Source organism: Streptomyces sp. NPDC040610, assembly GCF_055594065.1.
Genome location: NZ_JBVIXA010000015.1, coordinates 22,817 through 49,127, shown reverse-complemented (window position 1 = coordinate 49,127; position 26,311 = coordinate 22,817). Strand labels below are relative to the sequence as shown.

Annotated in this window: 21 protein-coding genes; 6 read left to right on the top strand and 15 right to left on the bottom strand. The window is 72.4% G+C overall.

Annotation, left to right across the window (positions count from 1 at the left end):
• Nucleotides 1-101: 101 nt before the first annotated feature.
• Genes ACZ6AA_RS34955 through ACZ6AA_RS34940 form a run of 4 tightly spaced genes read right to left on the bottom strand, consistent with a single transcriptional unit; the run spans nucleotide 102 to nucleotide 4,578 of the window.
• A complete protein-coding gene (locus ACZ6AA_RS34955; protein WP_468483313.1) occupies nucleotides 102-1,379 on the bottom strand; it encodes a glycoside hydrolase 5 family protein in 1,278 nt (425 codons plus the stop codon).
• Nucleotides 1,380-1,436: 57 nt separating this feature from the next.
• On the bottom strand, nucleotides 1,437-2,375 hold the full coding sequence (locus ACZ6AA_RS34950) for a carbohydrate ABC transporter permease (protein ID WP_468460787.1): 939 nt from the start codon (nucleotides 2,373-2,375) through the stop codon (nucleotides 1,437-1,439).
• A complete protein-coding gene (locus tag ACZ6AA_RS34945; protein ID WP_468460789.1) occupies nucleotides 2,375-3,328 on the bottom strand; it encodes a carbohydrate ABC transporter permease in 954 nt (317 codons plus the stop codon). Before ACZ6AA_RS34945 ends, ACZ6AA_RS34950 begins: the two co-directional genes overlap by 1 nt.
• 11 nt (nucleotides 3,329-3,339) lie before the next feature.
• Complete coding sequence (locus ACZ6AA_RS34940) at nucleotides 3,340-4,578, bottom strand: extracellular solute-binding protein (protein WP_471462592.1); 1,239 nt, start codon at nucleotides 4,576-4,578, stop codon at nucleotides 3,340-3,342.
• Nucleotides 4,579-4,982: 404 nt separating this feature from the next.
• Between ACZ6AA_RS34940 and ACZ6AA_RS34935 the strand changes: the two genes are divergently transcribed.
• Together ACZ6AA_RS34935 and ACZ6AA_RS34930 are read left to right on the top strand one after the other, a co-directional pair.
• A complete protein-coding gene (locus ACZ6AA_RS34935) occupies nucleotides 4,983-6,047 on the top strand; it encodes a LacI family DNA-binding transcriptional regulator (protein WP_468460791.1) in 1,065 nt (354 codons plus the stop codon).
• Between the two features lie 245 nt (nucleotides 6,048-6,292).
• Nucleotides 6,293-7,234, top strand: coding sequence for a phosphotransferase (locus ACZ6AA_RS34930; protein ID WP_471462468.1), 942 nt, complete (start codon nucleotides 6,293-6,295; stop codon nucleotides 7,232-7,234).
• A 48-nt stretch (nucleotides 7,235-7,282) separates the two neighbouring features.
• Here ACZ6AA_RS34930 and ACZ6AA_RS34925 read toward each other — a convergent pair whose 3' ends face one another.
• Both ACZ6AA_RS34925 and ACZ6AA_RS34920 read right to left on the bottom strand, forming a co-directional pair.
• On the bottom strand, nucleotides 7,283-8,011 hold the full coding sequence (locus tag ACZ6AA_RS34925) for a class I SAM-dependent methyltransferase (protein ID WP_471462466.1): 729 nt from the start codon (nucleotides 8,009-8,011) through the stop codon (nucleotides 7,283-7,285).
• Between the two features lie 205 nt (nucleotides 8,012-8,216).
• Complete coding sequence (locus ACZ6AA_RS34920) at nucleotides 8,217-9,011, bottom strand: MFS transporter (RefSeq protein WP_471462464.1); 795 nt, start codon at nucleotides 9,009-9,011, stop codon at nucleotides 8,217-8,219.
• On the opposite strand from ACZ6AA_RS34920, the gene ACZ6AA_RS34915 reads away from it, so the two are divergent.
• Nucleotides 8,998-9,582 carry a hypothetical protein gene (locus ACZ6AA_RS34915; protein ID WP_471462462.1) on the top strand — a complete coding sequence of 195 codons (585 nt, stop codon included), beginning with the start codon at nucleotides 8,998-9,000 and terminating at the stop codon, nucleotides 9,580-9,582. The two genes, ACZ6AA_RS34920 and ACZ6AA_RS34915, sit on opposite strands and share 14 nt — an antisense overlap.
• Before the next feature lie 39 nt (nucleotides 9,583-9,621).
• Here ACZ6AA_RS34915 and ACZ6AA_RS34910 read toward each other — a convergent pair whose 3' ends face one another.
• Nucleotides 9,622-10,419, bottom strand: coding sequence for a helix-turn-helix transcriptional regulator (locus ACZ6AA_RS34910; RefSeq protein ID WP_471462460.1), 798 nt, complete (start codon nucleotides 10,417-10,419; stop codon nucleotides 9,622-9,624).
• A 338-nt stretch (nucleotides 10,420-10,757) separates the two neighbouring features.
• Between ACZ6AA_RS34910 and ACZ6AA_RS34905 the strand changes: the two genes are divergently transcribed.
• Nucleotides 10,758-11,465 (top strand): methyltransferase, encoded by a 708-nt coding sequence (locus ACZ6AA_RS34905; RefSeq protein WP_471462458.1) that lies wholly within the window; start codon nucleotides 10,758-10,760, stop codon nucleotides 11,463-11,465.
• A 7-nt stretch (nucleotides 11,466-11,472) separates the two neighbouring features.
• Here the strand turns inward: ACZ6AA_RS34905 and ACZ6AA_RS34900 are convergent, their stop codons facing one another.
• The 8 genes from ACZ6AA_RS34900 to ACZ6AA_RS34865 form a co-directional block, all read right to left on the bottom strand.
• A complete protein-coding gene (locus tag ACZ6AA_RS34900; protein WP_471462456.1) occupies nucleotides 11,473-12,105 on the bottom strand; it encodes a histidine phosphatase family protein in 633 nt (210 codons plus the stop codon).
• Nucleotides 12,106-12,166: 61 nt separating this feature from the next.
• Nucleotides 12,167-13,543, bottom strand: coding sequence for an MFS transporter (locus ACZ6AA_RS34895; RefSeq protein WP_471462454.1), 1,377 nt, complete (start codon nucleotides 13,541-13,543; stop codon nucleotides 12,167-12,169).
• Complete coding sequence (locus ACZ6AA_RS34890; protein WP_471462452.1) at nucleotides 13,536-14,594, bottom strand: ArsR/SmtB family transcription factor; 1,059 nt, start codon at nucleotides 14,592-14,594, stop codon at nucleotides 13,536-13,538. Before ACZ6AA_RS34890 ends, ACZ6AA_RS34895 begins: the two co-directional genes overlap by 8 nt.
• Nucleotides 14,595-14,769: 175 nt before the next feature.
• Nucleotides 14,770-14,943, bottom strand: a complete 174-nt coding sequence (locus ACZ6AA_RS34885; protein WP_169786629.1) for a hypothetical protein — start codon at nucleotides 14,941-14,943, stop codon at nucleotides 14,770-14,772.
• Between the two features lie 274 nt (nucleotides 14,944-15,217).
• Nucleotides 15,218-16,801, bottom strand: coding sequence for an SDR family NAD(P)-dependent oxidoreductase (locus ACZ6AA_RS34880; RefSeq protein WP_468460809.1), 1,584 nt, complete (start codon nucleotides 16,799-16,801; stop codon nucleotides 15,218-15,220).
• Between the two features lie 74 nt (nucleotides 16,802-16,875).
• On the bottom strand, nucleotides 16,876-18,279 hold the full coding sequence (locus tag ACZ6AA_RS34875) for a wax ester/triacylglycerol synthase family O-acyltransferase (protein WP_471462449.1): 1,404 nt from the start codon (nucleotides 18,277-18,279) through the stop codon (nucleotides 16,876-16,878).
• Between the two features lie 259 nt (nucleotides 18,280-18,538).
• Nucleotides 18,539-20,887: a GH92 family glycosyl hydrolase gene (locus ACZ6AA_RS34870; protein WP_468483303.1), complete on the bottom strand. Its 2,349-nt coding sequence runs from the start codon at nucleotides 20,885-20,887 to the stop codon at nucleotides 18,539-18,541.
• Between the two features lie 193 nt (nucleotides 20,888-21,080).
• Nucleotides 21,081-23,738 carry a PA14 domain-containing protein gene (locus tag ACZ6AA_RS34865; RefSeq protein WP_471462447.1) on the bottom strand — a complete coding sequence of 886 codons (2,658 nt, stop codon included), beginning with the start codon at nucleotides 23,736-23,738 and terminating at the stop codon, nucleotides 21,081-21,083.
• Between the two features lie 183 nt (nucleotides 23,739-23,921).
• Here ACZ6AA_RS34865 and ACZ6AA_RS34860 point away from each other — a divergent pair, with 183 nt between their 5' ends.
• Both ACZ6AA_RS34860 and ACZ6AA_RS34855 read left to right on the top strand, forming a co-directional pair.
• The gene (locus ACZ6AA_RS34860) at nucleotides 23,922-24,944 is read left to right on the top strand and encodes a LacI family DNA-binding transcriptional regulator (protein ID WP_468483301.1); all 1,023 of its coding nucleotides are present in this window, start codon (nucleotides 23,922-23,924) and stop codon (nucleotides 24,942-24,944) included.
• 239 nt (nucleotides 24,945-25,183) lie between these two features.
• Nucleotides 25,184-26,311, top strand: coding sequence for an ABC transporter substrate-binding protein (locus ACZ6AA_RS34855; protein ID WP_471462444.1), 1,128 nt, complete (start codon nucleotides 25,184-25,186; stop codon nucleotides 26,309-26,311).

The window sequence follows — 26,311 nt, the reverse complement described above, 5'->3', positions numbered from 1 at the left end:
CGCCCCTTCTCCGAAACCGGGGGCGGAGCCCCCACGCGGCGGAGCCGCAAATCGACACAGCCGGGAAGGGGTGGGGTTGGGGAGCCCCCGGCAGGGCCGCCTCAGCCCAGGACTTCGGGTGGGCGCACCACCTCCCGGATGCCCCGGGCAGCGAGGTGCGGGCCGTCCTCCGCGCGGTCCGCGAGGACGAACGCGGGCCGGACCCCGTCCGCGACGAGCCGGGCGAAGGCCTCGAAGACGGCGCCGCCGGGCGCACAGACGGACCGGCGCGAGAAGTCGGGGCCGACGTCGACGACGAGCGCGGTCGTCCGGGGCGCGGGCGCCGGACGCCCGTCGCGCCACTCCTTGGCGAGCCGGGCGAGGGACTCCCCCGCGGGCTTCACGCGCCCGTCGTTGGTGAGAAGCCCGAGGCTGTACTCGAGTTCGGGGAAGTCGGCGAGGGAGCGGGAGACGTCGTGGGAGCACCACCACGTGACCCCCCACACGTCCGCGCAGTCGAGCGCAGCGGCGACGGTGGCCTCGGTGAAGGCGGCAGCGTCCGCGGCGGGAATGAGGGGGGCGGGCGCGCCGACCTCCTGGAGCCAGACGGGCCGACCGGGCTCCAGGGCCCAGGCCTTGGAGAGCTCGATCATGTAGGCGGCGTGCTGCCCGGTGGCGACGCCGTCACGCCCGTGCCGCTGGGCGGTGCCGTTGAAGACCCAGGAGTGGACGGCGGTGACGGCACCGAGCCGGGCGGCCTGGGCGGGCGTGAAGGGCTGGTCGTCCTGGTACCAGGCGGCGTCGTACTCGGCGTGCAGGTGCAGCCGCCCGGGGGCGCCCTCCTCGCAGGCGGCGAGGACCTCGGTGAGCCAGGCGTCGGCCTGTTCGGGGGTGATGCGGTCGGGGTCGGGGTGCGGCCCGGCGGCGAACTGGTTGATCTCGTTGCCGATGGTCATGCCGATGAAGTTGGGCCGGTCGGCGAGCGCGGCGGCGAGGGTGCGCAGATAGTCGCGCTGGCCGGAGATCACGTCCGGGTCGGTGAAGAGGTTGCGCCGGTGCCAGGTCTGCGTCCACGCGGGCAGGAAGTCGAAGCTCGACAGATGCCCCTGGAGCCCGTCGACGTTCACGTCGAGCCCCCGCTCGGCGGCGGCGTCGGCGAGGGCGACGAGCTGCTCGACGGCGCGGGGCCGGATCAGGGTGCGGTTGGGCTGGAAGTACGGCCAGATCGGGAAGACCCGGACGTGGTCGAGCCCGAGGGCGGCGACGGCGTCGAGGTCACGGCGTACGGCGTCGAGGTCGAAGTCCAGCCAGTGGTGGAACCAGCCCTGGCTGGGGGTGTAGTTGGCGCCGAAGCGGGGCGGTGCGGCGGGGGCCGCGCCGCGCTGGTCGTCAGACGTCATGCGGATCCTGGTTCTTTGAACGCTGGTTCTGGAACGGGTGCGGGGTGCCGCGGGGCCTCAGCCCTTGACCGCTCCCTCGCCGACGCCGCGGAAGAAGTACCGCTGGAGGCAGGCGAAGAGCACGATCAGCGGCAGCACGGCGATCACGGTGCCCGCGGCGACGAGGCGTTCGTCGTTGGCGAAGGTGCCGTGGAGGTAGTTGAGGCCGATGGTGAGCGTGAACTTGTCGGGGTCGCTGAGCACGATGAGGGGCCACAGGAAGTCGTCCCAGGCGCCCATGAAGGCGAAGATGGCGACGACGGCAAGGGTGCCCTTCACGGCGGGCAGGGCGATGCGGAAGAACCGCTGCCACACGTTCGCCCCGTCGACGAACGCGGCTTCCTCCACCTCGTAGGGCAGGTTGAGGAAGGCGTTGCGCATCAGGAGGACGTTGAGTGCAGAGATGCACCCGGGCAGCAGCACGCCGATGAGGGTGTTGTTGAGGTCGAGGTCCCGCATGGTCGTGAACTGGGCGATGATGATGCCCTCGACGGGCACCAGCATGGCGAGGATGAACACGAGCGTGGCGGCCTTGCGGCCGCGGTAGCGCAGCCGGGCCAGGGCGTAGCCGGCGAGGGCGGCGCCCACGCAGTTGGTGAAGACGTTCGCGGCGGCGACCTTCAGGGAGTTGAGGGCGTAGTCCCAGACGGGGATGGTGTCGGCGACGCGTTCGTAGTTGTGCAGGGTCGGGTCGGAGGGCAGGAAGCTCGGCGGGGAGCTGAAGATGTTCTCGTGCGGGCCCTTGAGGGAGGTGGAGAGCTGCCACAGGAACGGCCCGATCATCAGGGCGAGCATGACGAGCAGCAGGGTGTAGCGCAGGGCCAGCTCCCACAGGGGCATCCGGCGCCCGTTCTCGTCGGTGACCCGACGACGGCGCCCGCGCGCACGGGGCGGAGACCCGGCCGGGTCCTTCCGGGGCGCGGAGGTGTCCTCGGTGGTGGTCGTCGGCGTGGACATCACCTGTCCTCCTTCCGGTCCGCGCGCAGCACGAGCAGCATCAGCGCGACGGTGACGACGAAAATGACCACGGAGATCGCGGAGGCGTAGCCGACGCGGCCGGTGAGGCCGGTGCCGGTGCGCTGGACCAGCATGACGAGGGTGGTGTCCTCGCCCGCGGGTCCGCCGGTCGGTCCCGCCATCAGATACACCTCGGAGAAGACCTTGAAGGCGGCGACGGAGGACAGCGCGGCGACCAGGACCATGGTGGAGCGGACGGCCGGGATGGTGACGGAGATGAAGCGGCGCACCGGCCCGGCCCCGTCCACTGCGGCGGCCTCGTGCAGTTCACGGGGCACGTTGGCGAGCGCCGCGAGATAAATGATCATGTAGTAGCCGAGGCCCTTCCAGACCGTGACGGCCATGGCGGAGAACAGCAGCAGCCACTGGTCGCTGAGGAAGCCGACCTTGCCCGCGCCCACCGCCTCCAGGACGGCGTTCACCAGGCCGCGTTCGTCGAGCATCCACACCCAGATCAGGCCGACCACGACGATGGAGGCGACCACCGGCGTGTAGAAGGCCGACCGGAAGAACGTGATGCCGGGGATCTGCTTCTGCACGAGCAGCGCGAGCAGCAGCGGCAGGACGACGAGTGCGGGCACCACCACCAGGACGTACAGCGTGCTGTTGCGCAGGCCGATCCAGAACATGTCGTCGTGCAGCAGCTCGCGGAAGTTCGCGAGCCCGACGTACTTGCCCTCGACCAACTGCCGTTTGTCCGTGAAGGAGTTGATGACGGTGCTGACGAACGGATAGAGGATGAAGACGCCGACGACGGCGAGGCCGGGCGCGGCGAACAGCCAGGGGCTGGTGACGAGTTGACGGCGGATACGGCGCCTTGGCGGGGCGGCGGCTTTCGCCGTCTCGGCGGGGCGGGCGGTGGCCGGTGCGGATGCGGCTGCTGTGCTCTTCATGCGCTCGGGGCTCAGCTCTGCTTCAGCAGCCGGTCGCAGGCCTTGACAGCGTTGTCAAGCGCTTCCTTGGGGCTCTGCTTGCCCTGCAGCGCGCGGGCGACGGCGTTGCGCAGCTCGATCTTCATCTGCTCGCTGAACAGCACCGGCGTGTAATTCACGGCCGTCTTCAGGGACTTGGCGGCGGCGATGCGCACCCGGGTCTCGTCCGAGCCGTCCTCCTTGGTGAAGTACGGGTCGTCCAGGGAGCCCTTGGTGCTGGGGAAGATGGCGACCTTCTTGGCGAAGGACATCTGGCGCTGCGCGTCGGTGACGAAGTGCGCGAAGGCGACGGCGGCGGGCGTCCGCTTGGTGCGGGTGTTCACCATCACGCCCATCACGTACATGTTGTCCTTGCCGGTGGAGCTGATCTGCGGCGTGATGCCGATGTTCTTGTAGAGGCGGGGCGCGTCCTTCTTGAACTTCTCCAGATCCAGGGCGCTGCCCGGGTTCATGGCGACGGCCTCGGTGAGGAACTTCTTGCCGGTCGACTCCGGCGTGGCCGTGAGCGCCTGCCCGTCCAGGGCCTTGGCGTCGTACAACTCCTTGTACTTGGTCAGGAGTTCGACACCCTTGGCGTCGTTGAAGGTGAAGCCGGTGCCTTCCTTGTTCATCAGGGGCACGCCGTAGCGGCCGAAGTCCTCGACCGTCGGGACGTTGGCGAGCGTCGCGACCTTACCCTTGCTCTTCTTCGCCAGCTCCTCGGCGTCGGAGAACAGCTCGTCGTAGGTCTTCGGCGGCTTGTTCGCGTCCAGGCCCGCGTCCTTGAACAGGCGCTTGTTGTAGAACAGCGGCCCGGTGTTCAGGTACCAGGGGAAGGCGTACGTGCCCTCCAGGCCCGGCACCTGGTGGCTCTTCCAGGCGCCCGGCAGGTACTCCTTCTCGTACTTGCCCGCCGACTTGTCGAGGTCGAGGGCGATCCCGGCCTTGGCGAGCGGGGCCACCAGGTCGGGCGAGACGTTCACGACGTCGGGCAGGGTGCCCCCGGCGGCGTCGGCGCTGATCTTGTCGGCGTAGCCCTCGCCGGGCTGGTCGACCCACTTCACCTTCGCGTCCGGGTACTTCTGCTCGAAGTCGTCGATCAGACCCTCGAAGTACGACTTGAAGTTGGCCTTCAGGTTCCAGGTCTGGAAGGTGATCTCGCCCTCGACCTTGCCGGAGGCGTCGGACGAGCCACCCTCGCCGCCGCCGCCGCACGCGCTCAGCGGCAGCATCACGGCGGCGAGCGCGGCGGCGACGACCGCCCTGCGGGGGCTTCTGGATATCCGGGAATGACGCACGGTGAACGGCTCCTTTGCTCGGCCCGGCGTGGGCGGTCACGACCTCGGTCCGCGGCGCCGGCCGCGGCGAATCGTGCCGAGGCAGACCCTGCATGGAGCGGAAGTAAAAAGTCAATGGATTGGGGACGATTTGCTGTTTCGCATCCCGTTCGCGGGTACGAACTCCCTGTTCAGAAGGGTTGGTTGAATCCCTTGCGAGGAACAGCTAATGCGCTTTAGGCTGACCGGGCTCAAGCGCATTAGTACGTACGAGGTCGAGCCGCCGTGCGTACCCGGCAAGGCATGCGTGTACCGCGGCCGGGACCCTGCGCAACGCCGCAGGCGGAAAGGGGCAACGCGTGCAAGGCAAGCGGTCAGCGGCACGCCGGCCGACCATGAAGGACATCGCACGGCGCGCCGGAGTCTCCGAGAGCGCCGTCTCCTTCGCGCTCAACGACCGTCCCGGCGTCTCCGAGATCACCCGCGACCGGGTGCGCAGGGTCGCCGAGCAGCTGGGCTGGCGCCCGAGCACCGCGGCCCGCGCCCTGTCCGGCGAGGGCGCCGCGACGGTCGGCCTGGTGGTGGCGCGGCCCGCGGCCACGCTCGGCGTCGACTCGTTCTTCCTCCAGCTGATCTCCGGTGTCCAGGAGGTCCTGGCCGAGCGCCAACTGGGCCTGCTCTTCCAGGTCGTGGAGGACGTCGACGCGGAGTGCGCGGTGTACCGGCGGTGGTGGGCCGAGCACCGCGTCGACGGTGTGCTCGTGGTGGACCCGCGCACCGACGACCCGCGGCCCGCGCTGCTCGCGGAGCTGGGCATCCCGGCGGTCGTCACGGGCGGTGTGCCCGATCCCGAGAGCGCGTCGCACCCGGGCCTCTCCACCGTCTGGGCCGACGACGCGGGCGCGATGGCGTCCGTCGTCGGCCATCTGCACGCCCTCGGCCATCGCCGCGTCGTGCACATCGCCGGGCTGCCCGGCCTCGCGCACACCGAGCGCCGCATCCGCACCCTGCGGGCGGAGGCCGACCGGCGCGGTCTCACCGAGGTCCGGTCGGTGACCACGGACTACTCGGACTCCGAGGGCGCGGCGGTCACGCGCCGCGTCCTCGGCTCCGAGACACCGCCGACGGCCCTGGTGTACGACAACGACGTGATGGCGGTGGCCGGGGTGGCCGCGGCGGCCTCCCTCGGCTTCGGCGTCCCGGCCGATGTGTCGGTGGTGGCCTGGGAGGACTCGGCGCTGTGCCGGATGGTGCACCCGTGGCTCACCGCGCTGTCCCGCGACACGGTGTCCTTCGGCCGGACGGCGGCACGCGAACTCCTCGGCCTCCTCGACGACGGCCCTTCGGGCACGGTGCAGGTGCCGCTGCCGCGGCTGATCGAGCGGGAGAGCACGGGGGCGGTGCGGGGGTCGGTGTCGGGGTGAGTTGGGGGCCCTGGGTGTTGGGGTGAGGCTGGGGATTCCCCGGGGGTCCGGCTGAGATTGGGGCGTTCCCGGGCGTCCGGCTGAAGCTGGCGAGTCCCCGGGGGTCCAGCTGAGATTGGGGCGTTCCCGGGCGTCCGGCTGAAGCTGGGCGATCCCCAGCGGCCCGGTGGGGTCCGGGAGAGTCCGCCTGTCCGCTGGCGGGCGGGAGGCCCCGCCGGTCCGGTGGTGTCGGGGAGACTGGGGCCATGGAGCTGACGGAGACTCGGCGGATCGGCGAGGCGCTCGGCCGTGCGGTGGTCGGGGCGCGCCCGCTGGCGGGCGGGTTCTCCCACGAGACGGCGCTGCTCGACCTCGCCGGTGGCGGGCAGGTGGTCGCGCGGCTCGGCGGCGCCGCGCCCGCCGTGGAGGCCGCGGTGATGGCGGCGGGCCGCGCCCGGGTGCCGGTGCCCGAGGTGCTGCACGTGCTGCCCGCCGTGGTGGAACCGGACGAGGCCCGCGCGGCGATGGTCCTGGAGTACGTGCCGGGGACGCCCCTCAGTCACGTGCTCGGCTCGGGCGGGGTCGACCGGGACTCCCTCGCCGCGCTCGGCACCGAGGTCGGCCGGGTCGTCGCCCGCGTCGGGGCCGTGACGTTCGACCGGCCCGGCTTCTTCACGGACGACCGGCTCACCGTCGGACGCGACGAGCTGCCGTGGTCACGGCAGTTGCCGGAGGTCGCCGAGGCATGCGCGGCCGCGGTGCCCGGGGTGCGGCTCGACACCGCCACGCGGCGGGCCTGGGTGAAGCTGTGCGAGGCCCACGCGCCCGCGCTGGAACGCGTGGACCAGCTGGCGTGCCTGGTGCACGCCGACATCAACCCCAAGAACATCCTGGTGTCCCGCGCGGGGCCCGGCTGGCGCGTGGACGCCGTCCTGGACTGGGAGTTCGCCTACTCCGGCTGTCCGTACGGGGACGCGGCGAACATGCTGCGCTTCGGGGACGCCTACCCCGACGGGTTCCTCGACGGCTTCCGCGAAGGGTTTCGTACGGGAGAGCGCGTCCATCCCCTCGACGCGGACTGGGAGTACCTGGGCCGGGTCCTCGACCTGTTCGCCCTCAGCGACCTGGTGACACGGCCGGAGGGGCATGAGGTCGCGGACGCGGCGGCCGAGGTGGTGCGGCGGTGGGTGGTGCGGCCGTTCACATGAGGGGCGCGTGCGGGGTTCGGCGCGCGTGAGGCCCCCGGCAGGCCCGCCTCAGGCAGCGGGCCTGCGCGCCAGGAACACGTACTCCCTGCCCGGCCGGTCCGGTGCGTCGCGTACGTCCACCACCGCGTACCCCTCCGCGACCAGGTCCGCCTCGACCTCCTCCCGCTCGCGGAACCGCAGCGTCGAGTCCGCCGTCAGGACCTGCCCGTCGGCGAACACACAGTTCCCACGGAACGTCACGAGCGGCCCGTCGACCTCCAGCAGGTCGAACCAGCCCTCGACCACGCCGAAGCCGGGCACGTCCGTCACGCTGTACGAGGCCTCGCGGTTCCACTCCTCCCAGGCGCGCCGCGCCGGAACGCGGGTCTCGAACACGAGATGCCCGCCCGGACGCAGCGCCGCTCGGGCTCCCTTCAGGGCCGCCCGCCACTCCCCCGGATCGGCGATCGCCTGGGCGACGTTCGCCGTCATCGTCGCGAGGTCGGCCTGGAGCGGGGGCAGCGCCGTCGCGTCGCCGTGGATCCACCGCACCCGCTCGCCGCCCTCCTTGGCCCTGGCCACGTCGAGGGAGGCCGCGGCCGGATCGACGCCGACGACGTCGATGCCCCGCGCGGCGAGGAGCAGCGCGAACACGCCGGTGCCGCAGCCGATGTCCAGGACCTGGCGGGCCCCGAACTCCTCGGCGAGGCGCAGATACGGGTCGAGGTCGCTGCGGTCGGGGTCGAGCGGGTCGTAGAGCGCGGCCAGGCGCGGGTCCTGGAAGTGTTCGGATGCCATGGCGGCGAAGGTATCCGGAGGCGGCGGCCGGGGCGGGGGATTTTTCGGCGGCCCCGGACGCCTACGCCGAACCGGCCCCGGACCAGCTCCGACTCCGGCCCCGGACCCGGACCAGCTCCAGCTCCAGCTCCAGCTCCAGCTCCAGCTCCAGCTCCAGCTCCAGCTCCAGCTCCAGCCAGGGCGAGCCGACACCAGCACCCCCGCGTCAAGGCCGAGGCCCCACGGCCCACCGCTCCCCCTCACCCGCCACCGGAGCCGGAACCTCCACCCCGGGCGGCCTCGCCCGGCGCAGCCCAGGCACGCCCACCGCCACCAGCACCGCCGCCGCGCACACCACGCCATTGACCACGGCCGCGCCCGCCGGTCTGAACCACCGCGCCACCACCGCGACTTCCGCGTCGCCGACCACGTCGCCCGTGGTGCCCTGGGTGGTGATGACGCCGACGACACGCCCGCGCAGCCGGTCGGGGGTGTGGTGCTGTAGGAGGGCGTACTCCAGGGTCTCGTGGACGGTGCCCGCCGCGCCGCCGACCGACAGCATCACGACGGCGACCGTCACCTGGCCGCTGAGGCCGAACCCGATGGTCGCGAGCCCGCCGACGCAGGCGGCGGCCAGGAGCAGACGGCCCGGGCGCGCGGACCGCGTGCCCCAGCCACTGGTCGCCGAGACGAGGACCGCGCCCACGGCGGGAGCGGTGTACAGCAGGCCGAGCATGACCTCACCGCCGCCGAAGCGGGTGTCCACGAACTCCGGGAACAGGACCACCGGCAGGTTGAACAGGGCGGTGACACCACCCAGGGCCAGGAGGCCGCCGACGACACGGTTGCGCGCGGCGTACCGGAACGCGACGAGCAGCGAACCGCCGTCGTCCTCCGCGCCCTTGCCGGGAGTACCGCCGGGCGTCTCGCCCGGAGCCTCGTCGCGGGCCGGTGGCAGCGGTCCCACGCGACGCAGCAGCAGCGTCGTCACCCCGGTGGTGACGGCCGTGAAGGCGAACACCGGCCCGGGGCCCGCCCAGGGCGAGCAGCACACCGCCGAGGAGCGGCGCGGCGATCGAGCCGATCTCGCCGGTGAGGGAGATCAGCGCCCCGGCGGCGGGGAGTTGGTCGGGGCGTACGAGGGTCAGGAAGGCGTTGACCGCGAGGCCCGCGAAGGCGAGCGCGGCGCAGGACCGGGCGCGGACGATGAGGCGGCGCCGGTCGCCGCGGTCGGCCGCCCAGCCGCCCCACAGCGATCCCAGGAGCACCGTGACGCTCATGATCATGCTGGTGACGGCGACCTGGAACGTGGCTTCCGTGAGCCCGTAGACCTGCGCGGACAGGGCGACCGCCGCCATGCCGAGGCCGAACAGGGACACGACGGGCGCGACGAAGATGGCGCGGAAGTCGGCGCCGGTGCGCAGCGGTTCGATGTCGATCAGGAGGTCACGCGCCCGCACGGAGGGCTCCTGCGGGGGCGGGAGGGGCGGCTGCAGCGGCCATGGTGGTGTCCTCGTCTCCGGATGCCCCGAACCGCCCACGCGACAAGGCGAGCCTTACCCAATGATCGATTCGCGTCCGGAGTCAAGTAGGGCCGCAGGGCCCCGAATCGGCACAAACGGGCTCCGCGCTCACCCCGCGGAGCGCCCCCGCACCGCCACGGAAGCGCGGATTCCGGCACGGCTTCCCTCGCCGCGCGCCCGCGCGTACGCACCCGGCGTACGCCCGAAGTACTTGCGGAAGGCGAGGATGTAGCCGTTCGTGCTCACGAACCCCACCCGTGCGGCGACCGCGCCCACCTGGTGCCCCTGGGCGAGGAGCGTGAGCGACTGGTTGAGGCGCAGCCGGGTGCGCCACTCGGAGAAGGCGAGCCCCGTCTCCGCACGGAAGGCACGGCGCAGGCTCGTCGAGCTGACGAAGAGGCGCTCGGCCCACTCCGACGCGGTCCGCTGGTCGTCGGGCCGCCGCAGCAGCGCCCCCGCCACCACCCGGGCCGCGCGGCTCGTGGGCTGCGGCAGGGGCAGGCAGTCCGCCTGGCCGTCCGTCAGGGCGGTGAACAGGGCGGCGTCGTCGGGCGCGGCTCCGGGTACGTCGGCGTCGCGCATGCGCCCGAGGAGCAGCCGGCGCTGGGCCGCGCTGACGTTCACGAGCGTCGCGCCCGCGTACGGCAAGGGGTGCCGCGCGGGGTCGAAGGTCTCGCTGAGCACCAGGGCGTCGGGGTCGAAGCGGGCGCTGTGCGGCAGGCCCGCGGGCAGCCACACGGCGACGGACGGGGACAGGTCGTAGTCGACACCGAGGGCCGTGACGACGATGCGTCCGAGCGGCACGTAGAGGAACTGGTGGGTGTCGTGGACGTGCGTCGGATGGCCCTCCGGCGTCACGAAGTCGTCGTCCGGCCACACCGTTTCGTACCGCGCGTCCGCCCTCACCGATTCCCCCTGCCCTCGGGGTTCCTGGATCGACCCCTGAGTGTGAGCTGTGCGCCTCCGACTTGGATCGCCGAAGGCCAGGTAAGGCTAGCCTAACTTTCTTGCGCCCCGTGAGGAGCACACCACCCATGACCCCGCATCCTGCTGCACCCCGGCGCCGGGGACTACAACTCCCAGGTGCTGTGGACCGAACGCGTCCCCCCGGACGTTCCTCGGGCTCGCCGTCGGCGCGGCCCTCGGCGCCTCCGGCCTGATCATGCAGGCGCTGCCCCTGAACCCGCTGGCCGATCGGCACCCGCACCTACGCGGGCAGCAGCACCCTCGGCCTGTTCGAGCTGGTGGACGGCGGCATCCGGGACGCGGACCTGCCGGCCGGGCGCACCGGCGCCGACCCCGTCACGCTCGCGGCGCTGCTCACCTACCTCGTGTCCATCGACCTCCTCGCCCTCGGCGGCGCCCGGGCCGCGGTCGAGGAGGAGGCACGCTGGATCGCCCCCGGTGTCGTGCGCGCCCACGGCTGGTCGGCGGTGCCCGAGGTCACCGCGACCGGGCCCGGCTCGGGCACGGTCGCGAATGCCCTGGTGCGCGCCTTCCCCGGGCTGCGGGCCCGCGTCACCGCGCTCCCCTCGGTCCTGCGGGTGCTGCGCGAGGAGATCCTCGGCACCGATGTGCTGCCGCACGTCGAGCTGGTGCCGCAGACGGGTGCCGACCCCGCCGCCGGGGCGCGGACGCCGCTGATGTGCCGTCAACTCGCCTGGCCGGCCGACGAGGACACCGAGCACCTGCTCGCCGGGACCGCCGCCGCGCTGCCCGCCGACGGCACCTTCCTCCTGGTCGAGCAGGTCACCGCGGCCGACCCGGACGACGCCGACGCCCCCCTGGACCAGCTGCGCCTGAAGTGCGCGTTCGGCTCCGGCGTACGGGACATGGCGGGGCTCGCCGCCCTGGTCGAGCGGGCCGGGCTCACGGTGGGGGCCTGCCACGACATCGGCTGGGACCACTGCCTCTGGGTCCTGACGGCGCCGGGCCGCCCCGGCAGGCGGTGAGGCCACGTCAGGGAGTGGCGAGGTGGCGGGTGTCCCCGACGCTGACGACCTGGCGGTTGTGGAAGAAGTCGTCCTCGCGCAGCAGCGTGATGCTCCCCGACGGCGCCCGGAAGCTGACGGAGCCGAGGGACTCGTACGGCATCTTGATCCAGGCCGCGACGACGAAGGTCAGGGCGAACCCGTGCGTGACGACGATCTGGTGCGCGCGCGGGCGCCGCAGCAGTTCGGCCATGGCGTCGTAGACGCGGCGCGCGCACTCGCCCCTGGTCTCGGCGCCCGGCACGCCCTCGTGGTGCCCCATCCGGTCGCCGTCGGCCGGGGGCGGCACGAACCGCCGGTCCAGCCACTCCTGCGGACCGCCCTCCGCCTCTCCGTACGACTTCTCCCGCAGCCTGCGGTCCAGGACCGGCCGTACGCCGAACAGTTCGCCCACCGCGTCGGCGGTCCGCGCCGCGCGGCGCAGGTCCGAGGAGATCAGCTCGACGTCCGCGCCCTCGGGGATGTCGGCGCGCAGCGCCCGGGCGATGGCGGCCGCGGCGCGGCGCCCGGCGGGCGTGAGGTCGGAGTCGTGCCAGCCGCCGACCACCTTCTCGACGTGGTGCGTGGCCTCCGGGTGGGCGATGACGTGGATGCTGCGCATCGGGGGGTGCCTTTCGCGTGAGTACGGGGGTGTGCAGGGGTGTGCGGGTTCTTCTCCGTGTTCAAGGGCGCGAGGCCTCTGTTACGCGCTCGGCGGCCTCGGCGGTCTCGGCGGCCTCCGGCACCGTGCGGCGGCGCACCCACAGGAGGGCGCCCGCGAGCATCACGGCGCCGCCGAGCAGCCAGCGCGGGGAGCCCTCCGGGAGGTGTCCGATGACCAGTCCCGTTCCGGCGCCGACCAGTTGGAGGGAGAGCGACTGGACGGACAGGGCGGTGGCGCGGCCCGCGCTGTCGACGCGCCGGTGCAGGATGTCGTTCTCGCTCGGCCCCGCGGCGCCGAGGCCCACGTACACGAGGGCGTAGCCGAGCACCGCGAGGGTGAGCGTGGCCGGGCCCGAGGCGACGGCGGTGAGGCCGAGGAGCAGCAGGCCGCCCGCGGCGGCGCCGAGGCCAACGAGGACCGCGCGCTCGCTCCCGCCCGCGTACCGGGCGAGCGGCGGCGCGAGGTGGCTGCCCGCCATCGAGCACAGGTACCCGGCGCAGGCGAGACCCGCGAACAGGACCGCGCCCGACTCCGGCGCGCCGGTCAGGTCGACGGCCCTGCCGGGGGTCAGGACCTCCACGGTGATCAACGCGCTGCCCGCGGCACCGGCGCTGAGGACGATCCGCCGCACCAGCGTGTCCCTGCCGCCGAGGCGGACTCCGGCGAGCACGGTGGCGGGGACGCCGCGCAGGACTCCGCGCAGGGTGGCGCGCGGCCGGGGCGGCTCGGGCAGCCGGGTCAGGACGTACGCGAGGAAGCCGACCTCGACGACCGCGCCGAGCAGGGCCGGTACGGACAGCGGGATGACCAGGCCGGACGTGCCATCGCTGAGGCGGGTGCCGAGGTCGGGGCCGAGGCTGAGCAGCCAGGGCAGGGCGCCGCCGATCAGGACTCCGGCGGCGAGCGCGGCGGAGCCGGCGGCCGCGCCGCGGGCCAGGCCGGTGCGCAGGTCGGCGTCGGGGCCCGCGCTCGCGTGCACCGTGTCGACGTACCAGGCCTCGGCGGGACCGCTCGACAGGGCACGGCCCGCGCCCTTGAGCGCCATGCCGAGGGCGAGCACCCAGGCGGTGGTGCCGAGCCCTCCCAGGACCAGCGCGACGAGGTCGAAGAGGCCCGCCGCGGCCAGGACGGCACGGCGCCCGAGCACGTCGGACAGTCCCCCGGTGGGGAGTTCGAGGGCGGCGGCGGTGAGGGAGTGCGCGGCGACGCATCCGGCGACGGCCGCGAGGGCGAGGCCGCGCTCGGTCATGAGCGCCACCATCGGCGCGATGGCCAGGCCGAGCGGCAGCCAGAACAGCGCGCTGACGGTGGCGTAGCGGCGGCGCGCGGTACGCGGGTCGAGGAACCCGGCGCCCGGTGGGCGGGGGTCGGCCATGGGTGCGCGGGGTTCAGTCATGGGTGTAGCCCCGCACGCGTCTGGGGGCGGGGGTGCCCTCCTCGGAGGGCGCGTCCGCCTGGGCGGGGGTGCGCCCAGCGGCCGTGGCGCGTGCCTGGTCCGGGCCGACCCCGTCGTCGGCGACGGCCCCGACCCCATCGCCATCGCCGCCGCCGTCGTCATCGCCGGGGCCGTCGCCATCTCCGGGGCCGTCGCCATCTCCGGGGCCGTCGCCGGGGCGCCCTGCCCCGGCTGGGCCGTCCGCCCCCGTCCGGTCCTCCCCCTCGCGCGGACCGCCTGCCCCGCCTGGGCTGTCCCCCTCACTCGGGCCGACCACCGCCGCCGGGCCGACCGCCGCCGAACCCCCCGCGCCGTCCGCCCCGCCTGCCCCGCCGGCCCCTTCCTCCCCCGCCCGCCGCCCGGCGACCGGCAGCCCCATGAAGGCCACCACGACCTTCCCGGCCCGCGGGTCCCCCACGTCGCGCGCCGTCAGCTCCTCCAGCTTGGTCTCGAACGTCTGCTTGAGCTCGGTCAGGGACTCGGGGGTCAGGTCCGGCAGAAGGTCCGTGATGCCGGACGGCTCAAGCCATTCCCTGCCGATCCGTCCGGCGGCCAGGTCGGCCTCGTACCACTCCAGCGACTCCCGCAGGTGCTCGAGCTGGCGCCGCGCCATCTTGCCCGTGAACTCCCGGCCGACCGGTGAGGCCTCCATCGCCTCGTGGTCCCAGGTGGTCACCGCGTGCACCGCGCGCCAGCGGCGCTCACGGCTGTCGCGGTGCTCCGCCTCGGCGACGAACGCGTACTTCGCGAGGACGCGCAGGTGGTAGCTGGTCGAGGCGGACGACTCGCCGGTCCTGGCCGCCAGCTCGCTCGCGGTGGCGGGTCCGTCCATGCGCAGCAGGCCGAGCAGCCGGACCCGCAGCGGGTGGGTCAGCGCCTTGATGGCGGCGGGCTCCCGCTCCGGGTCGAGAACCCGCAGGTGGTCCCGCCTGGCCGGGGGCCGCGCCGCGTCCTGTGCGCGCTCTTCCCCGGCCGCCTGTCCGGCGCCCGCCGGGCGCTCTTCGTCTGCCATACGGCGAGCGTAGAACGCCCCGACCACTTTCCCAAAGTCTTTTTGCAGAATATTTTCGGGAAAAGCCGCGGCCGAGGCGGCCCATGCGACGCGGCGGCACGGCCAACCGCCCCCGGACATGCCACGCCCCCCGCCGCGACTCGCGACGGGGGGCGTGGGGCGCGCTCACGCAGGGTCAGTCGATACCGGGGAGGATGTGGGGCTCCGCGAGGTCGTCCTCGTATCCGGCGAGTCGGATGGGGGCCGCCTTGGCCCACGAGTCCAGGTTGCGGAGCTTCTGGGGACGTCCGCCCCGCTCGCCGCCACGATCGGCCGGCCGCTTCTCCTGCTTGGTCAGATCTGGTGTCACCGCGCACTCCTTTGTGTCGCGTAACGGAAGAACGCCGGCTGCGCTGCCTGCGCTTACTGCGCTGTCTTCTCGGTCGCGGTGGCGCCGTGTCCGGGCGGGATCGCGGCAGCGGGTCGCAGCCTGTCCCGGGGCGGCGTAGAGACGCTGGTGTGCGCCTCGTGGCCGCCCGTTCGCCCTAGGTTAACCAAATGAGCGCGGGTCTGCTCGATGGCGCCAAAACAAAGGGTGGATTCCGGACATGCCTTATTCGCGAGGCACTCCGGTCACGCGGTGACTACCACTTGCCGGGCTTGTAGTCCTTGAGGAACACCCCGTACAGGTCCTCGCCCGCCTCGCCGCGCACCACCGGGTCGTACACGCGGGCCGCGCCGTCGACCAGGTCCAGCGGAGCGTGGAAGCCCTCCTCGGCGAGGCGCAGCTTGTCGTGGTGGGGGCGCTCGTCGGTGATCCAGCCGGTGTCGACGGAGGTCATGAGGATGCCGTCGGCCTCGAACATCTCCTGGCCGCTGGTGCGCGTCACCATGTTCATCGCGGCCTTGGCGGCGTTGGTGTTCGGGTGCCCCGCGCCCTTGTAGCCGCGGCCGAAGACGCCTTCCATCGCCGAGACGTTGACGACGTAGGCGCGTCCGCTCGCCGCCTTCTTCGCGGCCTCGGCCATCATCGGCCGCAGGTGGCTGATCAGGATGAACGGCGCGGTGTAGTTGCAGAGCTGGGTCTCCAGCAGCTCCACCGGGGAGATCTGTTCGATGGTCTGCACCCAGGTGTTGGTGTCGACGACGTCCGGGACCAGGCCGCCCGCGTCGATGGCGGTGCCGTCCAGGTGCCGCTCAACGCTGGCGTTGCCCGCGACCAGGGCGAGGTCGGCGACCTGCTGTGCGTCCAGGCCGCTGACGCCGACGGGCAGCGCGGCCGGTCCGCCGAGCTCGCCGACGGCGCCGGAGTTGAAGGCGCCGATCACGTGGTGGGCGGGGAGTTCCCCGGCGGGCAGCGGCGCGTTCTCGCCCTCGACGAGCGCGGCGTAGGCGGAGGGCAGGCGGCGCACGGTCTGCGTCGCGTTGTTGATGAGGATGTCGAGCGGGCCCTGCTCGGCGACCTGCTCGGCCAGGCCGACCACCTGCGCGGGGTCGCGCAGGTCGATGCCGACGACCTCCAGGCGGTGCATCCAGTCCGCCGAGTCGTCCATCGCCTTGAAGCGGCGGATGGCGTCCTTGGGGAAGCGGGTCGTGATGGTGGTGTGCGCGCCGTCGCGGAGCAGCCGCAGCGCGATGTACATGCCGATCTTGGCGCGGCCGCCGGTGAGCAGGGCGCGCTTGCCGGTGAGGTCGGCGCGGACGTCGCGCTTGGCGCGGTTCTCGGCGGCGCAGGCCTGGCAGAGCTGGTGGTAGAAGTAGTCGACTTCCACGTACCGCGTCTTGCAGGTGTAGCAGGAGCGGGGGCGCTGGAGTATCCCCGCGATCTGGCCGGCCTCGGTGACGGAGGACGGCAGGATGCCCTCCGTCTCGTCGTCGATGCGCTGCGCGGAGCCGGTGGCGGTGGCCTCGGTGACGGCCTTGTCGTGGGCGGTCTTGGCGGCCCTGCGCTCCTGACGGCGGCGCTGCTTCACGGTGCGGTAGATCCCGGCGGTGGCGCGGCGCACGGTGATCGCGTCGGGGTGGTCGACGTCCAGCTGGTCCAGCTCGTCGAGGACGCTCAGGCAGACGGCGAGCCGCTCGGGGTCGATGCCCGGGCCGTACGGACCGAAGTCCCCGGCGGCGTCGGCGGCCCCCTGGCCCTGGCGCCCCTCGTGCCCCTGGTCGCCCTCGCGGCCGTACGCAACGGCGCCGGCACCCTGCTGCTGGCTGTCCTCTGTCACCGTCATGGCCGCTGTCGTTCCTCACCGCACTCGTGCCGCGGCTCGTCTGAGGTGACCGCGGAAGCTCCAAAAGCGGAACTTTACGTAGCCCGGGCGCCCGGTACCAAACCCGAACGGTCGCCCGCCACGCCCCGTGTGCGCTCGCACACCGCCACCAGCGCCGCCAGTTCCACGCCGAGGCACCGCGCGAGAAGGTCCAGGTCCGGCACCGCGACGGCGTCGGCGACCAGGCCGTAGTGGACCCGGCCGCGGTACGTGGAGACGGCGACGGCGAGCGCCTGCCCGCGGGCCAGCGGGGCGAAGGGGTAGACCTCGGTGAGGGGGCAGCCCGCCAGGCGCAGGCCGAGGCTGGGCAGCGGCACGCTGGTGACGAGGATGTCGAAGAGCAGCCGGGCGGCGTGCGCGACGGCGGGGCCGCCGACGCGGTGGCCGATCGGGAGCACGTGGTCGGCGAGCAGCGCGACGGCGCCCGCGCCGCGGGTGGGGCCCGTGTCCTTGTTGCGGTCCATGGCGGTGCGCACGGCGCGCAGGCGGGCCAGCGGGTCCGGGTCGTCGACGGGCAGCCGCACCAGATAGCCGGAGAGGCGGTTGCCCTGCGGGTGGGCGGTGCGCGGGCGGCGCCGCGACACCGGGACGAGCGCGCGCGGGGCGACCCCCTCGCTGCCGTCGCCCCGCTCGTCCAGCCAGCGCCGCAGCGCCCCGGCGACCACGGCGATCAGGACGTCGTTGACGGTGCCCCCGACGGTCTTGCGCACCCGGTGCACGTCGTCCAGGTCCAGGGCGACGCCCGCGGTGCGGCGGGTGCCGGTGGGCCGGGAGGTGAGGGCGGGGCTGGAGCGGACGTCCCAGGTCGCCCGCGCCACGGCCGCGCCGATGTCGAGCGCCCGCCCGACGTCGGTGGCGGCGGAGCGGGCCCCGGACAGGGCGGAGCCGACGGTGTCGGGAAGCCGCCGCGGGTCGAGGGCGTGCCACCAGGGCGTCTCGGGGACGGGGCGGGGCTCGCGCGCGGGCGGGAGCTCCATCGGGTCCATGACCCCGGCGGCCAGGGTGAGGGCGCGCAGCCCGTCGGCGAGGGCGTGGTGGAACTTGAACAGGACCGCGAACGAGGCCCCGTCGGCGCCGGGCAGGACGTGCGCCTCCCACGGCGGCCGGTCCCGGTCGAGGGGCCGCTCCATGAGCGCGCCCGCCGCCGCGTGGAGGTCGGCCGCGGCCGGGGCGAGGTGGACGTGGTCCAGCGGGTCGAAGTCGGGCGCGGGCTGCCGCTGGGCGCCGCCGGGAGGCAGCAGCACGTCCCGTATCCGCATGCGCAGGCCCGGGACGGCCGGGGCGCGGGCGGCGAGCAGATCGGCGGCGTGCGCGGCGGCGGACGGCGAGTCCGCGGCGAAGACGCCGAGGGCCCCCAGGTGCATGGGGTGTGCGGCGGACTCGATGCTCCAGAAGGCGAGATCGAGAGGGGCGAGCAGGTCCGAGCTCTCAGAGGTCATGGCTCGCTCTCGCGTCGATGACGGCAGATCGATGACGGCAGATCGATGACGGCACATCGATGACGGCACATCGAAGGCAGCAGATCGAAGGCAGCTGGTCGATGACCGAGCCAGCAGCCAATCACCCTCCGACAATTACGGTCAAGTACGATCTCGCTACGTACAGTTAACAACAGATTAAGGCCCGTCCTTCCCGGAAACCGCCGGGAAGGACGGGCCTCGTGGGACCTCAGTGGTCACCCGCGCACCGCGAGCGCGCTCACCTCACCACGGGCGGCGCCGCCTCGGGTGACGTACCCCACCCCGAGGGCTTGTCCCCCACGGCGAACGACAGCTCCCGCAGCCCACGGATGTCACCGGTGCGCAGATACGTCCGCCCGTAGTCCGCCCCGTCGGCGCTCACCGACTGCACGTACCGCCGCTCCGGCGACGTGCCCGGCGCCTTCACCGTGAACCGTCCGCGCGGGTAGTAGCGGCGGTCCAGGCTGAGGTCGACCCGCTCGAAGACCGGCGTCGACAGGCCCCAGGTGTCCGTGCCCGGCTGCACCGGGAAGATCCCGATGGACGAGAGCACGTTCCAGGCGGACATGGTGCCGAGGTCGTCGTTTCCGGTCATGCCGGTCGGGGTGTCCGTGAAGAGCGTCAGCGCGGCGTGCACCACGTCCGTCGTCTTCCACGGCTGTCCGGTGGACAGATACGTGTACGGGGCGATCAGGTCGGGCTCGTTCTGCGGGTTGTACTTGTCCGCGTTGTAGTAGTCGTACGGGCCGTTGACCCACACCTCGCGGGCGGTCTTCGCCGGGTCCTTCAGGAGCTGTTCGTAGGCGAAGAAGGAGTCGAGGCGGGCGTTCGTGGCCTGCTTGCCGCCGATCAGGTCCACCATGCCCGGCAGGTCCTGCGGCACCAGCCACTGGTACTGCCAGGACGTGCCCTCGTGGAAGCCCTCGCTCTTGGCCGGATCGGCGGGCCCGGTGAACGCCCCCGCCTTGTCCCGCGCCCGGAAGAACCCGGTCGAACCGTCGAAGATCTTCCGGTAGTTCTGGGCCCGCGCCGCATAGCGCTCGGCGTCCTTCTTGTGCCCCAGCTCGCGCGCCATCTGCCCGAGCATCGCGTCCGACAGGGCGTACTCCAGCGTGGCCGACGCGCCGTGGTCGTAGTCGGAGTCGCCGGGCTTGGCGTGCGGGCGGCCCTTGACGTAGGGCGCGAAGCCCTCGGCGATGTACTCCTTGTTGGCCTCGCGGCCCACCGGCGCGGAGTCGGCGGGCGGCACCCCGTCGGCGTTCTTCTTCAGCGCGCGGTACGCCTCCTCCGCCAATCCGGGGGACCCCTTCAACAGTCCCTGCTGGTAGGCGTTCGTGAGGAACGGCGTGACCGGGTCGCCGGTCATGATGTTCGTCTCGACGGTGCCGTAGCCCCACTTGGGCAGCCAGCCACTCTCCTTGTCGATGCGGAGGACGGAGAGTGCCATGTCACGCGACTCGCGCGGGGCGAGGAGCGCGAGAAGCTGGGCCTGGGTGCGGTAGGTGTCCCACAGTGACCAGTTCTGGTAGTACGTGAAGCCCTTCGCCCGATGGGGCTTCTGGTCCCAGCCGGTGTAGCGGCCGTCGACGTCACTGCCGATGTTGGGCGCGAGGAACGAGCGGTACAGGGACGAGTAGAAGGTGCGCCGCAGCGTCTTGTTCCCGCCCTGGGCGCGCACGTCGTCGAGCCGGTCCTCCCACTTCGCGCGCGCCGCGTGCTCGACACGGCCGAAGGAACGCCCGCCCTCCGCACGGAGGTTGAGCGCGGCGCCCCGCGCGTCGACGTAGGACAGCGCGGTCGTCGCCTCGACGGTGCGGTCCTTGGAGGTGTCGAAGCGGACGTACGCGCCGTTGCGCTCACCGTCGGCCGAGGACTTCCGGGAGCCCGCCGTGACCGTGCCGCCCTTCCAGGTACCGGCCGACGCGAAGGGCCGGTCGAAGCGCGTGACGGTGTAGAGCGTGTACGGCTTCGTGTCCTGGCAGAAGCCGCTGCCGGTGATCTTCGTGCGGACGGTGCGACGGTCGAGGATCTCCACGTCGGTGCCGACCGTCTTGTGCAGCGACTGCCCCGCGTTGACGAGGACGTTGGCCTTGTCCGTCGCCGGGAACGTGTAGCGCTGCACGCCGGTGCGCGCGGTCGCGGTCAGCTCGGCGTCGACGCCGGACTTCAGACCGACCTTGTAGTAACCCGGGCGCGCCGTCTCCGTGTCGTGGCTGAACTCCGCCGCGTACTTGGCGTAGTCGGTCTCCGTCACGTCCCCGGTCGTCGGCAGGACCGGCAGGTCCCCGCCGAGGCCGCAGCCCACACCGGACAGATGCACGGCGGAGAAGCCCCGGATGTGGGTGTCGGAGTGGTCGTAGCCGGTGTTGTGGCCGGTGTCGGGCGAGAGCTGCACCATGCCGAAGGGCACGGCGGCGCCCGGGTAGGTGTTGCCCTCGTTCTCGGTGCCGATGAACGGGTTGACCAGGTCGGTCAGGCGCTCGCCGCGCGGGGCGGCGTCGGCCGACGGGACGGCGAGGGCCCCGCCGAGGAGCGCGGCCGCCACGGCCGCCGTCCCCGCGCCGCGCAGCCGGTGGGTCCATCTCATGGGTGGGAACGCCTCCTTGGACAACGTTGTCACTGCATCGGGCGCGCTCATTCTTCGGGCGCGTACGTGTACTCGTCAAGGGTGGTGCGGGGGTGGCGTCCGGGCGCCCCGGCCCTGATTGTCCGGATACGGCCGCGCGCACGGAGATGCGCCCCGGCCCGCCCCCACGGACGGGCCGGAGCACATCGGTCCGTCAGGCGCAGCCCCGCACGGGCGCCTGCGAGGCGTCCTTGATCAGGGACTCGTGCGCGGCGCGCAGCCGTGGCACATCGGGCTTGACGACCTCGCGGTCATAGGTGAGCAGGCCGTTCAACTCCCCTTCCACGTCGGAGATCTGGGTGTAGACGGCGCCGTTGCCGCCCTTGCAGGCGAGGGCGCGCACCTCGCGGAGCTTGGTGAGGTACTCCTCCGTGTACTTCGCGGGGTCCACGTCGACGTAGCTCTGCTGCACGGACCAGGCGTGGCCGGGCACCGCGAGTCCGAGGCCGCCGTACTCCCCGTTGATCAGGGCCCGTTCGCCGTCCGGCCGGGGCGGCAGGGCCGGGCTCGGGTAGCCGTGCTCGTCCATGAGGTCGCCCTTGCCGCCGTCGGCGCCCAGGTTGAGCCCCGACATGCCGTTGACGAGGCGCGTGGGATCCCAGGCCTTGGCCTGTTCGGCGATGCGGCCCTGGTCGTACTGGCCCCAGCCCTCGTTGAAGGTGACCCACATGACGATGGACGGGCTGTTGCCGTGCTCGTCGATCATCTGCTTCATCTCGTGCTCGTACTGGGCGCGGGCGGCGGCGTCCGGGTTCCGCTCGGCCCGCATGGACGGCATGTCCTGCCACACCATCAGACCCAGCCTGTCCGCCCAGTAGAACCACCGGTCGGGCTCCACCTTGATGTGCTTGCGGACGGAGTTGAAGCCCATCTCCTTGTGCATCCTCAGGTCGTACGCGAGGGCTTCGTCGGTGGGCGCGGTGTGCAGACCGTCGGGCCAGAAGCCCTGGTCGAGGGTGGCCATGAGGAAGGTGGGCTTGCCGTTGAGGACGGTGCGCGGGGTGCCGTCGATCTTCTCCACGGCGACGGAGCGCATCCCGAAGTAGCTCCGCAGCTCATCGGCGCGGCTGGCGTGCTTGCCTCCGTGCTTGCTCCCGCCGAGGGTGACCTTCAGGTCGTAGAGGAACGGGTCGTCGGGTGACCACAGGTGCGGCTTCCTCAGGGTGAGCTTGAGCGGCCTGCCGGTGCGGCCGCTCGCCTCGGCGACCTTCTTCCTGCCCTCGTACGCCACCGCCTTGACGGGCACGCCGTCGCGGACGCCCTTGGCCTCGACGGCGACCTGCTTGGTCTTGACGTCGGGGGTGATCTTCAGGGACTCGGCGTGGTCGCGGGCCACGGGCTCCATCCACACCGTCTGCCAGATGCCCGACGACGGCGTGTACCAGATGCCCGACGGGTCGAGGCGCTGCTTGCCGACCGGCGGGTTCGGGCCGCCGGGGGCGTCGGTCGGGTCGTGCACGCCGACGATCAGCTCCTGCGTCCGGCCGGGCTTCAGGGCGTCGGTGATGTCGGCGCTGAACTTGTCGTAGCCGCCCTTGTGGTCGGCGACCTCGGTGCCGTTGACGTACACCTTGGCGTGCCAGTCGACGGCGCCGAAGTTCAGCTTGAGCCGCTGGTCGTCGCGGTGGTCGCCGACCTTCCAGCCGGCCGGGACGGTGAAGGTGCGGCGGTACCACATGCGGTCCTCGTGCCGTTGGAGGCCCGAGAGCTGGGACTCCACCGGGTAGGGGACGAGGATCTTCTCCTTGAGCTTCTCGCCGACCGGCGGCTGCTCCCCAGCCTCGGCCGCGGCGAACTGCCAACTTCCGTTGAGATTGCGCCAGTCAGCGCGCTTCAGCTGCGGGCGCGGATACTCGGGCAGTGCGTTGCCGGGGCCGACGTCGTCCGCCCACTTGGAGCGCAGTTCGTACGTGGACTTGTTGCCGCCGCTGCTCCAGAACGCCCCGACCTGCTTGCCGTCGGCGCCGGTCAGGCCGCCCTTGCCGTCGTAGCGCAGATCGGCGGTGCCGCGGGCGGTGCCGGTCTTGTTGCCGACGACGGGCTGCTTGAGGGTGACGAGCAGGGCGCGCGGGTCGGCGGGGTCCTGCCTGGCCGCGTCCAGCGGCCACTTGGCGCCGCCGATGACGGCTTCGAGGTGGCCGACGAGACCGGCGGGGGGTGCGGCGAGCTCCTGGACGAACTCCAGCCTCAGGACCCGGCCGTCCTTCTGCACGGTGGCGGCGGTCGCCCCGTCGTAGTCCCAGCCGTCGGGGAGGCGGAACGCGGACTGCGGCACGGCCTTCTTGGTCCCGCCGGGCTCGGTCCAGCGCAGGTGCAGGTTGGAGCCGCCGTAGTGCTCGAAGTACTCGACCTTGAAGTCGTAGGCCTCGCCCGCGGTCAACTCGACTGGCCGGGAGGTCTGTTCGCGGTCCCAGTCGTCGACCCAGTGGTCGATGGCGAGCTTGCCGTCGACCCAGAGGCGGAAGCCGTTGTCGCCGGTCATGGCGAAGGTGCGGGCACCGGACCGCTCCGGGACGATCTTCCCCGTCCAGCGGACGGTGGCGTCGTCGGACTTGCCGGTGGCGAGGTTCAGCCGGGGTTCGAGGGTGTCGAAGTCGATGTTCCGGTCGAAGCCGGTGGCCTTGAGCTCGTGGAAGTCGAAGGCCCCGGGGGCGGACTGGGTGTAGTACTCGCCCTTCAGGCCGTGGACCTCGGGTGCCTCGTCGCCCGCCGCGTTCGCGGCGGACTGGGCGACGAGACCCGAGAACACCAGGGCGGCGGTGAGCAGCAGGGCCAGTTGGTGCCGGAGCTTTCCTGATCGTCTAGGGCGCACGGATCCTCCTTGTCGAGGAAGGGTGGCGGCTCGTCGCTCCAGTCGGTACAACGAGTCTGTACAACGTTGGAAGGAACGGCAGTTGGCATGACAGCACGGCTCCGGGCGCGCTGTCCAGGGCCGCGGCGCATGCCGCCGAACGCCCCGGGGGGCCGGGGCGCACATCGACGCGAGGAGTGGCACGTGCGGGTGAGCCTCAAGGATGTCGCGGAACGCGCGGGCGTCTCGATCAAGACCGTCTCGAACGTGGTGAACAAGTATCAGCACGTCACCCCGGCGATGCGCGCCCGGGTGCAGCAGGCCATCGACGAGCTGGGCTACCGCCCGAACTTGACGGCACGTCACCTCCGCAAGGGCCGCACCGGCATCATCGCGCTCGCCGTCCCCGAGCTCGGCAACCCCTACTTCGCGGAGCTCGCCGGAGCCGTCATCGACGCCGCCGCCGCGCACGACTTCACCGTCCTGCTCGACCACACCCGCGGCGACCGCGAGCAGGAGGTCCTGGTCAGCCAGGGCTTCCGGGCCCGCGTCATCGACGGCCTGATCCTGAGCCCGCTGGAGCTGGAGGCGGAGGACCTGCGCGGCCGTGACGGCCGCAACGACGATGTGCCGCTGGTGCTGCTCGGCGAGCGCGAGTACGACCTGCCCTACGACCACATCGCCATCGACAACGTCGCCGCCGCGCGCGCCGCCGTGGGCCACCTGATCAGCCGCGGCCGGAGCGCCATCGCCTACCTCGGAGCCCGCACCGACTCCGCGAACCGCCCCGCCCACCTGCGCCTTGAGGGCTGGCGGGCGGAGCTGGCAGCGGCCGGGATCCCCGCCCCCGAGTCCCTGGTGGGGGCGGTCGGCGGCTGGAACCGCGACGACGGGGCGAAGGCGATGGCGCGGATGCTGGACTCCGGGGTGCGGCCCGACGCGGTGTTCGCGTACAACGACCTGGTCGCGATCGGGGCGATGCGGGTGCTGCACGAGCGGGGCCTTCGGGTGCCGTGGGACGTGGCGGTGGTCGGCTTCGACGACATCGCGGAGGGGCAGTTCGGCGCCGTCACGCTGACCACGATCTCGCCCGACAAGCAGGCCATCGCCCGGCTCGCGGTGGCCTCGCTGCTGCGCAGCCTCGCGGGCGACGGGGAGCCCGGCGGGCGGACGCTGTCGGCGGAGTTCCGGCTGGTGGAGCGGGAGAGCACGCTCGGGCGCCGGTGAGTCGCGGGGGCCGTTTCCGCACGCCGGATCCACCCGGAGCGAGGCCCAAGTCCCCTCCGTCCCCGGGCGGTTCCGGCCGTCCCGGCGCGGCGCCGGTGTGCGGCCCGCGCGTGCGCGAAGGGTTTACAGCCCTCTTTCAACGATGTAAAAAGCTCCCCGTACCGCTGAGTTGACCGCAAACCCGTATCTCCCGTGAGCGCTCTCAGTGTGCGCCGGGGCCGTGCCGTTTGGGGACTCCCATGAAGCCGAACATCTTCCTTCGCCCTACCTCGGGCCGTTCCGTAGGCCGCGCCTCGGCCAGCACCCTGCTCGCCGTCGGCCTCGCCGCGAGCCTCGCGCTCACCGCCACGGGATGCGCCAAGTCCGAGGACGACGGGGCCGACTCCGGCGACTCCCAGTCCGCTGCCGACGGCGACGCGGGCCAGGTCGTCTCCTCCCCCGGCGCGGGCGGCAAGACCTGTGTGATCGGGGACTACGGCGCCAAGAAGCTGGACCTGAAGTCCGCGACGGTCGGCTTCTCGCAGTCCGAGAAGGAGGCCAACCCCTTCCGGATCGCCGAGACCGCGTCCATCAAGGCCGAGGCCGACAAGCGCGGCGTGAAGCTCCTGACGGCCAACGCCCAGTCGCAGTTCTCCAAGCAGATCAGCGACGTCCAGGACCTCATCGCCAAAGGCGCCGACCTGCTGGTCATCGCCCCGCTAAACTCCGACGGCTGGGAGCCGGTCCTGCGCCAGGCCAAGGCCAAGCACATCCCGATCGTCACCATCGACCGCAAGATCAACGCGGCCGCCTGCGAGGACTATGTGAGCTTCATCGGCTCGGACTTCGTCGAACAGGGCAGGCGCGCCGCCGACCGCATGATCGAGGCGACCGGCGGCAAGGGCGAGATCGCGATCCTGCTCGGCGCGGCGGGCAACAACGTCACCACCGACCGCACCAAGGGCTTCCAGGAACGGCTCAAGGCCAAGGCCCCGGACCTGAAGGTCGTCTTCAAGCAGACCGGCGAGTTCGCCCGTGAGAAGGGCCAGCAGGTCACCGAGCAGCTCATCCAGTCCAAGCCGGGCATCGACGGGATCTACGCCGAGAACGACGAGATGGGACTCGGCGCGGTCGGCGCCCTGAAGGGCGCGGGCAAGAAGGCCGGCGATGTGAAGATCGTGACGATCGACGGCACGAAGAACGCCGTGCGCGGCATCGTCGACGGCTGGATCGACGGCGTCATCGAGTCCAACCCGCGCTTCGGGCCGCTGGCCTTCAAGACCCTGGACACCTTCACCAAGGGCGGCGAAGTCGCGCAGGACATCGTTATCAAGGACAGCTCCTACACCAAGGACAACGCGAAGTCGGACCTCGGCAAGGCGTACTGA

Excerpts from the sequence above, each read along its gene's own strand:
- ACZ6AA_RS34955 (WP_468483313.1), bottom strand. The coding sequence starts at position 1,379 with ATGACGTCTGACGACCAGCGCGGCGCGGCCCCCGCCGCACCGCCCCGC.
- ACZ6AA_RS34950 (WP_468460787.1), bottom strand. The coding sequence starts at position 2,375 with ATGTCCACGCCGACGACCACCACCGAGGACACCTCCGCGCCCCGGAAG.
- ACZ6AA_RS34945 (WP_468460789.1), bottom strand. The coding sequence starts at position 3,328 with ATGAAGAGCACAGCAGCCGCATCCGCACCGGCCACCGCCCGCCCCGCC.
- ACZ6AA_RS34940 (WP_471462592.1), bottom strand. The coding sequence starts at position 4,578 with ATGCTGCCGCTGAGCGCGTGCGGCGGCGGCGGCGAGGGTGGCTCGTCC.
- ACZ6AA_RS34930 (WP_471462468.1), top strand. The coding sequence starts at position 6,293 with ATGGAGCTGACGGAGACTCGGCGGATCGGCGAGGCGCTCGGCCGTGCG.
- ACZ6AA_RS34925 (WP_471462466.1), bottom strand. The coding sequence starts at position 8,011 with ATGGCATCCGAACACTTCCAGGACCCGCGCCTGGCCGCGCTCTACGAC.
- ACZ6AA_RS34900 (WP_471462456.1), bottom strand. The coding sequence starts at position 12,105 with ATGCGCAGCATCCACGTCATCGCCCACCCGGAGGCCACGCACCACGTC.
- ACZ6AA_RS34895 (WP_471462454.1), bottom strand. The coding sequence starts at position 13,543 with ATGACTGAACCCCGCGCACCCATGGCCGACCCCCGCCCACCGGGCGCC.
- ACZ6AA_RS34890 (WP_471462452.1), bottom strand. The coding sequence starts at position 14,594 with ATGGCAGACGAAGAGCGCCCGGCGGGCGCCGGACAGGCGGCCGGGGAA.
- ACZ6AA_RS34880 (WP_468460809.1), bottom strand. The coding sequence starts at position 16,801 with ATGACGGTGACAGAGGACAGCCAGCAGCAGGGTGCCGGCGCCGTTGCG.
- ACZ6AA_RS34875 (WP_471462449.1), bottom strand. The coding sequence starts at position 18,279 with ATGACCTCTGAGAGCTCGGACCTGCTCGCCCCTCTCGATCTCGCCTTC.
- ACZ6AA_RS34870 (WP_468483303.1), bottom strand. The coding sequence starts at position 20,887 with ATGAGATGGACCCACCGGCTGCGCGGCGCGGGGACGGCGGCCGTGGCG.
- ACZ6AA_RS34855 (WP_471462444.1), top strand. The coding sequence starts at position 25,184 with ATGAAGCCGAACATCTTCCTTCGCCCTACCTCGGGCCGTTCCGTAGGC.